This is a genomic window from Streptomyces sp. NPDC058221, assembly GCF_042882365.1.
In the GTDB taxonomy this organism is placed as follows: domain Bacteria; phylum Actinomycetota; class Actinomycetes; order Streptomycetales; family Streptomycetaceae; genus Streptomyces.
In genome coordinates this window covers 37,905-45,724 of sequence record NZ_JBHVWF010000058.1, presented here as the reverse complement: position 1 = coordinate 45,724, position 7,820 = coordinate 37,905, and the positions used below count along the sequence as shown (strand labels likewise).

The following is a 7,820-nucleotide window of genomic DNA, read 5'->3' as shown; positions in this document are numbered from 1 at the left end:
GTCTTCAGGACGGCGCTGGCCCCGTCCGCGGTCGGGGAGTCCAGCGAGCCCCGGCCGGCGAACCTCAGGGTCCGCACATCCAGGAGGAACAGATCGCGCTCCCCCGGGTAGCGGATCCCGATGACCGGCCGGTTCAGCGCGTCCCGGGTCCGCACGGCCCTGAGGCCGGGAACGGTGGCCATCGCCCGGTAGACCGCGGCGATCCCCTTCGGATCGGCCGGATAGGACATCGCCAGCATCGACAGCGCACCGAAGTCGTGCCGGGCGACGGACTCGTCCTCGCCCGGGTAGAAGGCCCGGGCCCGCTTCTTCACCTGGGCCGGGTCGGAGGGCAGCTCCGCCAGGAACAGGAACCGCTCACGGGGCGAGTGGTCGTCGCCCGCCTTCCCGTTCTCGAAGGCCGGGTCCGCGTACTTGTACCAGTGCTCGGTCTCCCGGGGGCCGCCGCGCTCCTCCCCCGGGCCGTCCTCCTGGGCGCGGACCTCCAGGTCCTTGGTGTAGACCCACTGCCCGTCCTTCGGGGTCGGCACCGGGTCGTCCGCGACCTCCCGGGCCGCGTCCCGCAGCACCTGGGCAGCGCTGCCGAGTTCGGTCACGGTGGCGGGCGCGGCCCCCGTCGGCGCACCTCGGTCGCCGCCGATGAGCTGGGTGCCGAGCACGGTCGCCAGGGCGACCACCGCCGTCGTCGCCACCGCGGCGAGCCGCCAGTCGGCGCGCAGCCGGCGCCGCCGCCCGGTGTTCCCGGTCAGCCGCCGCCGGCCCTCGGCCAGGGAGGCCCGGTCCGGCGCCGGTGCGTCGGCGCGCAGCTCCCGCAACAGCGTCATCTCATCCGTGTCCATGGGCCGCCTCCAGGTTCTCGGTCACGCGTGTGGGATCGGCGCCCAGAGCCTGGCGCACCTTGCGCCGGGCCCGGTTGAGCCGGGAGCGGACGGTGCCGACGGGCAGTGAGAGCGCGTCGGCCACCTCCTGGTAGCTGAGGTCGGCCCAGGCGATCAGCAGCAGCACATGCCGGTCACCGGCGGACAGCGCGGCGAGCGCGCCCGCGAGTTCGGTGTGTGCCGCCTGGGCGCTGACCCGGTGATCGGCCCGTTCGGTCCAGGACTCGGCGACCGGGTCCGTTCCGGTGCGGGCCAGTGCGCGCAGCGCCCTGACCTCGGTGCGCCGGTGCTTGCCGATGAGGTTGGCCGCGATCCCGTACAGCCAGGGCCGGGCGCTCTCCCGCCCGGTGTCGAAACGGGCGCGGGAGCGGAAGGCGATCAGGAAGGTGTCGGCGGTGATGTCGTCGGCGGCGCCCTCGCCGAGGCGGCGGGCGGCGTAGCGGTGGATGTCGGCGGCGTACCGGTCGTAGAGCAGCGCGAATGTCTCGGGCCGTTCCAACGACTGGCCGATGACGGCCGCGTCGTCGCCCGGTGGTCCGGTCACAATGTCTCCGTCTCCTTCGGCTGTGCGGGGGGCATGTCACCTCCTGTTGCCCGAAGCGGCCTTCCGGGTTCACGCAGTCGCCGGGCGGCGAGCACGGCCGCCCCCGCACCGCAGGCGAGCACCGCGCAGACGGGCCAGAGCAGCGCGGGAGCGGCGGTGTAGAGCGCACCGCCCAGGGGTGGTGCCAGTACCTGTCCGCTGATGGAGGCGCCCGCGTACAGGCTCTGGAAGCGGCCCTGGGCGTGGGCGGGCGCCTGGTCGGCGACATAGGCCGTCGCCGTGGTCTTGTAGAGGATCTCGCCCAGGGTCAGCGAGACCATCATCATGACGGCGAACAGTGCCCCCGCACCGGGGATGAGCACCGCGTATCCGGTCCCGACGAGCAGCAGTCCGGTGCCCACGACGCCGAGCGGCGCCCGGTCGCGCAGCGCGTGGGCGGCGGGGAGTTCGAGGCAGAGGATGACGCCGCCGTTGACGGCGATGAGCCAGCCGTAGAACTGGGTGCCGAGACCGTGGTCGGCGAGGAAGACGGGAAGCGTGGAGTACTGCTGGCGGTAGACGGCGTCGACGCAGACGATCGCGGCGAGGAGCACCGGCACCGCGGGCCTGGCCCGCAGTTCGCTCCACAGTCCGGGGGCGTCCGGGCGGTGTGCGGGCCGCGAGTGCGCGGTGCCGCGGGCGGGGAGGATGCGGGCCGCGTATCCGGCGAACAGCAGTGTGCCGACACCGTCGATGACGAAGAGCCAGTCGTACGAGAACCGGGCGGCGACGAGTGCGCCGAGCGGCGGTCCGACGGTGAAGCCCCCGTTGCTCGCGAACCGGGTGAGGGCGAAGCTCTGGCGGCGGGCACCCTCGGGAACGGAGACGGCGACGAGCGCGGCGTTGGCGGACCGCACGACTCCGCTCGCGTACTCGGCGAGCGGGAGTACGCAGTACAGGGCGGCGAGCGGCAGCAGCGGAAGGGCCACGAGCACGGCCCCGCTGACACAGGCACCGAGCAGCAGCATCCGGCGGTGCCCGTACCGGTCGCCGAACCAGCCTCCGGTGAGGTTGCCCGCGACGAGTCCGGCGCCGCCGATGCCGGTGAGCACCCCGGCCTGGGCGACGGAGAGGCCACGCGGGCCGGTCAGATAGACGAACAAGTAGACGAAGGTGAAGCTCACCACCCCGTTGAAGAACGCGCCGAAGGCCAGCAGCCGTACCGTGCGCGGCACGCCCCGCAGCATCCCCATCCCGCAGCCCGCCCCCGAGTGAGTTCCGTTTGGGAACGGACTATGGCAGCATGCTGTCCGCAGGTCAATCCAGTTGAATGGCCGTCCGACGTGACGGAGGTACCGCATGCCCCAGCGCACCAGCCTGGCCGACGCCGACTGCGCGATCGCCCAGGCCCTGGACGTGGTCGGCGACTGGTGGACCCTGCTGATCGTGCGGGACGCGGCGCGCGGCGTACACCGCTTCGACGCCCTCCAGCAGGAGCTGGGGATGTCCCGCAAGGTCCTGGCCGAGCGGCTGCGGCTGCTGGTCGACGCGGGCGTGCTGTCCAGGGAGCCGTACCAGGAGCGGCCCGCCCGGTACGAGTACCGGCTGACCCCGCGCGGCCGGGCCCTGCTGCCGGTACTGATCGCGCTCCAGGACTGGGGCGACGCCTGGGTGACGGGAGACGGATCGACGATGGCCACCGCACAGGAGTCCTCGCAGGAGGCAGCCCGGGTGCACGCACTGGTGGGCACCCGGGTGCCGGAGCTGAGCCTGCCGGCGCACACCGGCGGCCGGCACGACCCGGTGGCCACAACGCCGTACACCGTCCTGTACTTCTTCCCCGGCGCCTACGCCCGCCAGGAGTCCTATCCGCCGGGCTGGTCCGGGATTCCCGGCGCGAGGGGCTGCACCCTCGAATCGTGCACCTACCGCGATCAGCTGGCCGAGTTCACCGCGGCGGGTGCGACGGTGCACGGCGTCTCCACCCAGCGCCCGGATGAGCAGCAGGCGTTCGCGGAGGCGGAGGGGCTGCGCTTCCCGCTCCTGTCGGACGCCGGTCTCGATCTGACGGCGGCGTTGCGGCTGCCGACCTTCCGGGCCGCCGGGATCAGCCGGCTGAAGCGGCTCACGCTGGTGGTGGACCGGGACCGTACGGTCCGCGAGGCGCTGTACCCGATCACCGACATCGAGCAGAGCGTGCAGGCGGCCCTGGCGACGGTCCGGGCCACGTCGGCAGCGGGGTAACGGGCGGGGCCCGGACCGCACGTGCGGCGGGGGCAGGCGCCAGAAGGATCCGGGGGGCGGCACCAGTGCGCCGGGTAGGCACGGCACGGGAGGCTCGACGAGCCGTATCCGAGCCGTACTTGGAGGAATGCGTGACCGTATCCGCCTCACCGACCCCGTTCCACGGAATCCGTTCCCGTGGCGCCCTGCGGGCATGCGCGGCGGCCGCCTGCTGCGGCCTGCTGCTGAGCGGGCCGGCCGTCGCGACCGCGACCGCCGCACCGGCGGCGCACTCAGCCGCGTCCGACGTGGCGTCCGGCCGGGGCACCCTGGTCTCCGCCGAGAAGCTGTACACGCTCGCGACCCCTTCGGCCGTGACCGCCGAGCTGGGCAGGGCCGGGTTCGCGGGCGACACCGTCCGGCACGGCGTCGTCGCCTACCGGCTGGTCTACCGGACCATCGATGCACACGGCCGGCCCACCACCGCGAGCGGACTGTTCGTCACTCCGCTGCACACCGAACGCCGGTTGCCCACGGTGTCCTTCGCGCACGGCACCGGCAGCCACAAGGACGACTCGCCGTCCATGCAGCGCGCCGCGTTCGTGTCGGCGCCGGCCATCGCGCACGCGGCGGCCGGTTCCGCCACGGTCGCGCCCGACTACCTGGGGCTCGGCACGGGCCCCGGCCTGCACCCCTGGATGGACATCGGCTCCGAGACCACGGCCTCCCTGGACATGCTCAGGGCCGCCCGCGCCTTCGCACCCCGCACCGGGCATGCGCTGGAGCGCGAGGTCATGGTCACCGGTTTCTCGCAGGGTGCCTCGGCGGCCCTGGGCCTGGGCCGGGCCCTGGAGTCGGGCCGGGACCACTGGTTCAGGCTGGGCGCGCTGGCGCCGGTCAGCGGCGCGTACGACTTCGGCGGCGCGGAGCTGCCCGCCCTGCTCGCCGGCAAGCTGGAGCCCAAGTCCAGCGTGGTGTACGCCGCGTACACCCTGGTCGCCTTCAACCGGCTCCACCACATCTACGACACTCCCGGCGAGGTGTTCCGGGCCCCGTACGACAGCACGATCGAGGCGCTTTTCGACGGCGCCCACACCGGCGAACAGCTGATGCGGGGCACTCCGAACTCCCTGGACGAGCTGCTGACCGGGCACGGCCGCACCCTCCTGGCCCATCCGACCGGTCCGCTGGCGGATGCGCTGCGCAGCACCGACGCCGTCTGCACCGACTGGGCGCCCCGCGCCCCGGTCCGTCTCTACATGGCGTCCGGGGACGAGCAGGCCGTCACCGAGAACACCGAGCACTGCCGGGCAGCCCTGGCAGGCAAGGGCGTGTCCGCCCCGGTCGTCGATCTCGGCCCGGTCGACCACGACGGATCGCGCCATCTGGGGTCCAACGTCGCCGCCACCTCGGCCGTCGTGCGCTGGTTCGGAGAGCTGGCGCGGCGCTGACGGACGCGTCCATGAACACGGCCGGTGGCCGGGTGGAGCCGGCACATCCGGCTGCACCCGGCCACCGGCCGTGCACTGTCGCCGCCGGTCAGGGCATGGCGGCCAGCACCCTGGCGGAGTCGACGATCTGCTCGAAGCGCACGATCCTTCCGCCGCGCACCGTGAAACAGTGCGCGACCCGGGCCTCCATCGGTTTCCCGGTGGCCCTGTTCGTGGCGCTGTAACGGGCCAGCACCACGACCCGCTCACCATCGACGACGTAGGTGTCGTCGTGGGTGACCCAGCCGTCCCACGCCTCGGCCAGCCGCTCGAAAACGCCCGCGACCACGGCATCGGGGGTGCGATAGGTGCCGGCCAGCGGGAAGCCGGCGCTCTCCGTCCACTCCACGTCGTCCGCCACAGCAGTCCGCCACAGCTCCATGTCCCCGGTGGCGGAGGCGAGATACTGGCGTCTGACCACGTCGGCCGGGTCCACGGACAAGGCTTCGCGAGGTGATGTCATCAGGCAGCCCCTCAGAACATGCCGTTGTCGTTGGCGGCACTCTCGGGGACTTCCTGGATGACGTCCCAGTGCTCGACGACCTTGCCGTTCTCCAGCCGGAAGTAGTCGGCCAGGGCCCGACCGGGCTTGCCGGGCTCCAGGACGAGGTGGGAGTGGGTGACGACCATGTCGCCTTCGCCGATGACGCGCTTGATGTCCAGGTGCAGGTCCGGGTACTCACCGCGCAGGTACTTGACGAAGCCGATGAACGCCTCCGGACCGTCCTGGGCGTCGGGGTTGTGTTGGACGTACTGGGGACCGAAGTGGTCGGCGACGGCCTTCTCCGGGTTTCCCCCGAAGGCGGTCCGGTAGTAGTCGACGACGACGTTCTTGTTGCGCTCGATGTCCGACATGAACTCATCCGTTCCGGTAGAGGGTTCCCGGGGCGGTTCATGCGGAAGACAGCAGGGGGTAGCACCGGGAACCCAGGATTTCTCGACTGGGTGTGCCCTTCGCGTCACAGAGGCCGCCTGGGCAGGCGCGCCGACGCTGTTACTACTTTCCCTTGCCGCCCCCGTCAGGGGCGTACGACAGGATCTACCGCTGAGGAGCGGCGATCTCCTGTCGCGTTTACGACGCTACGCCCCGCATCGCCCCGGCGCATTCCGCGAAGGTCCCGAGCAGAGGGACCTTGTGCCCCCGTCGAGCAGGGGCCACCGGACCGCACGGGCCAACAGACTTACGTCCAGGGCGTGTTGAGAGAACAACGACGCCCCGCCGGGCGGGACCAACAACGGCGACCATGACGTCTTCGTCGACACTGACGGCACCGCCTACCTCGCTTACACCGACTGGCGCAGTAACGGCGACCTCGTCGTGGAACACCTCTCCCCCGGCTACCTCACAGGAACCGGCGAGTACACCAGGCTCGGCCAGAGCCAGACCGAGGCACCGGCCCTGTTCGAACGCGACGGCACCTACTATCTGACCTACTCCGACCCGAACTGCGGCTACTGCGCGGGCACCGGCATCTCGTACCGGACAGCGCCGAGCCCACTGGGCCCCTGGTCGCCGCCGACGAAGATCAGTTCCGACTCCTGCGGCGGACAGCCCGCGTTCGTCTCCGAGATCCCGACGACATCGGGCACCGCCTACCTCTACGCGAGCGACCTCTGGAACAACGGGCAGCGCAACGAAGCACTCTCGAACTACTACTGGGCGCCACTGGAGTTCACCGACGCCGGAGCGATCTCCCCGATGACCTGCCGGAACTCCTTCCCCCTGACTCTGGCCACCGGCGCGGCCGGGCACCAGACCCCGCGGCCCGACGCCGACCGGGCCGACGGCGTCAGCGGGTTCCGCACCTATTGCGACATCGGCGCGGGCGTGGCCCGGTTCCAGACGTTCACACCCACCCGGAGCGGGACACTGTCCGCCGTCTCCTACTCGGGCTTCCAGTCCGGAAATCCCGACGCAGGCCTCGAGATCAGCGTCTACGCGGCGGATGAATCGTTCCATCCCACCGGCGCCACCCTGAGCTCCACGCTCGTGCCCGCCGAGAAGATCGGCTGGTCGCCACGGGACGTCACGGTGGCACCGGGCATCACCGTCGCGGCCGGAAAACGCTACGGTCTGCTGGTCAGGTCGGCTGCCACCACCGGCTGCTACGGCCTTGCGTACAACGATTCCAGCCCCTATCCGGGCGGCGGCGAGTCCTACAGCGACGACAACGGCTCGACGTTCCGGAGCGAGGCCGGACGGTCGCTCAAGTTCTCCACCGCCGTCAGGACCCTGTTCCCCCGAAGCCGGTGCGTACGGCGTTCATCTGCGGCTACCTCGCCGACGCCGACCTGCGCCGCGAGATCAACGACGGGCTCCAGGTCGTAGAGAACTGGAACTCCGCCAACCACGACCTGTTCTACGGCAAGGACTCCTTGCCTGACCGGCTCCGACAAGGAGTCCCAGGAGGCGTCCATGCTCGCTCTGCACCTGCTCCAGTCCGCGTTGGTGCACGTCAACACTCTGCCGCTTCAGGACATCCTGAGGGAGGAGAAGTGGCAGAAGCGGCTCAGCGACGCGGACCGGCGGGCCCTGTCCCCACTGTTCTGGACCCACGTGACCCCCTGCGGCAGGTTCGAGCTGGACATGAACTCGCACCTCGCCCGCGCCGCCACGGCGTCCACGGTGCCCGGCCCCCGCACCGTGCCCGAGGCGGAAGCCGCCCGATCGGCGGCGGACGGTGGGTCCGGGTCGGCAACCTGAGG

Annotated in this window: 8 protein-coding genes and 2 pseudogenes; 5 read left to right on the top strand and 5 right to left on the bottom strand. The window is 71.6% G+C overall.

What is annotated here, in order from left to right; genetic code table 11:
- The 3 genes from ACFVW8_RS19910 to ACFVW8_RS19900 all read right to left on the bottom strand — a co-directional run.
- Window positions 1–839 (bottom strand): CU044_5270 family protein (locus ACFVW8_RS19910; protein WP_389691710.1); only part of this gene is annotated, 839 nt, incomplete at its 3' end.
- Complete coding sequence (locus ACFVW8_RS19905) at window positions 826–1,422, bottom strand: RNA polymerase sigma factor (RefSeq protein WP_389691708.1); 597 nt, start codon at window positions 1,420–1,422, stop codon at window positions 826–828. The genes ACFVW8_RS19910 and ACFVW8_RS19905, both read right to left, overlap by 14 nt.
- Window positions 1,419–2,654, bottom strand: coding sequence for an MFS transporter (locus ACFVW8_RS19900; RefSeq protein ID WP_389691706.1), 1,236 nt, complete (start codon window positions 2,652–2,654; stop codon window positions 1,419–1,421). The genes ACFVW8_RS19905 and ACFVW8_RS19900 overlap by 4 nt, the downstream gene beginning before the upstream one ends.
- Before the next feature lie 106 nt (window positions 2,655–2,760).
- Here ACFVW8_RS19900 and ACFVW8_RS19895 point away from each other — a divergent pair, with 106 nt between their 5' ends.
- Both ACFVW8_RS19895 and ACFVW8_RS19890 read left to right on the top strand, forming a co-directional pair.
- Window positions 2,761–3,645, top strand: a complete 885-nt coding sequence (locus ACFVW8_RS19895; protein WP_389691704.1) for a winged helix-turn-helix transcriptional regulator — start codon at window positions 2,761–2,763, stop codon at window positions 3,643–3,645.
- Window positions 3,646–3,776: 131 nt separating this feature from the next.
- Window positions 3,777–5,075 carry a lipase gene (locus tag ACFVW8_RS19890; RefSeq protein WP_389691702.1) on the top strand — a complete coding sequence of 433 codons (1,299 nt, stop codon included), beginning with the start codon at window positions 3,777–3,779 and terminating at the stop codon, window positions 5,073–5,075.
- An 88-nt stretch (window positions 5,076–5,163) separates the two neighbouring features.
- Here the strand turns inward: ACFVW8_RS19890 and ACFVW8_RS19885 are convergent, their stop codons facing one another.
- Window positions 5,164–5,577: a nuclear transport factor 2 family protein gene (locus ACFVW8_RS19885; RefSeq protein WP_389691700.1), complete on the bottom strand. Its 414-nt coding sequence runs from the start codon at window positions 5,575–5,577 to the stop codon at window positions 5,164–5,166.
- An 11-nt stretch (window positions 5,578–5,588) separates the two neighbouring features.
- Window positions 5,589–5,969 carry an ester cyclase gene (locus ACFVW8_RS19880; protein ID WP_389691698.1) on the bottom strand — a complete coding sequence of 127 codons (381 nt, stop codon included), beginning with the start codon at window positions 5,967–5,969 and terminating at the stop codon, window positions 5,589–5,591.
- A 397-nt stretch (window positions 5,970–6,366) separates the two neighbouring features.
- Between ACFVW8_RS19880 and ACFVW8_RS19875 the strand changes: the two are divergent.
- From ACFVW8_RS19875 to ACFVW8_RS19865, 3 genes and pseudogenes are all read left to right on the top strand, one after another.
- Window positions 6,367–6,618: pseudogene (locus ACFVW8_RS19875) on the top strand (family 43 glycosylhydrolase); the annotation flags it as partial.
- A gap of 746 nt (window positions 6,619–7,364) precedes the next feature.
- Window positions 7,365–7,442, top strand: a pseudogene (locus ACFVW8_RS19870) (hypothetical protein); the annotation flags it as partial.
- A gap of 88 nt (window positions 7,443–7,530) precedes the next feature.
- Entirely contained in the window at window positions 7,531–7,818 is a 288-nt protein-coding gene (locus ACFVW8_RS19865; RefSeq protein WP_389691696.1) for a Tn3 family transposase, read from the top strand.
- Window positions 7,819–7,820: the final 2 nt, after the last annotated feature.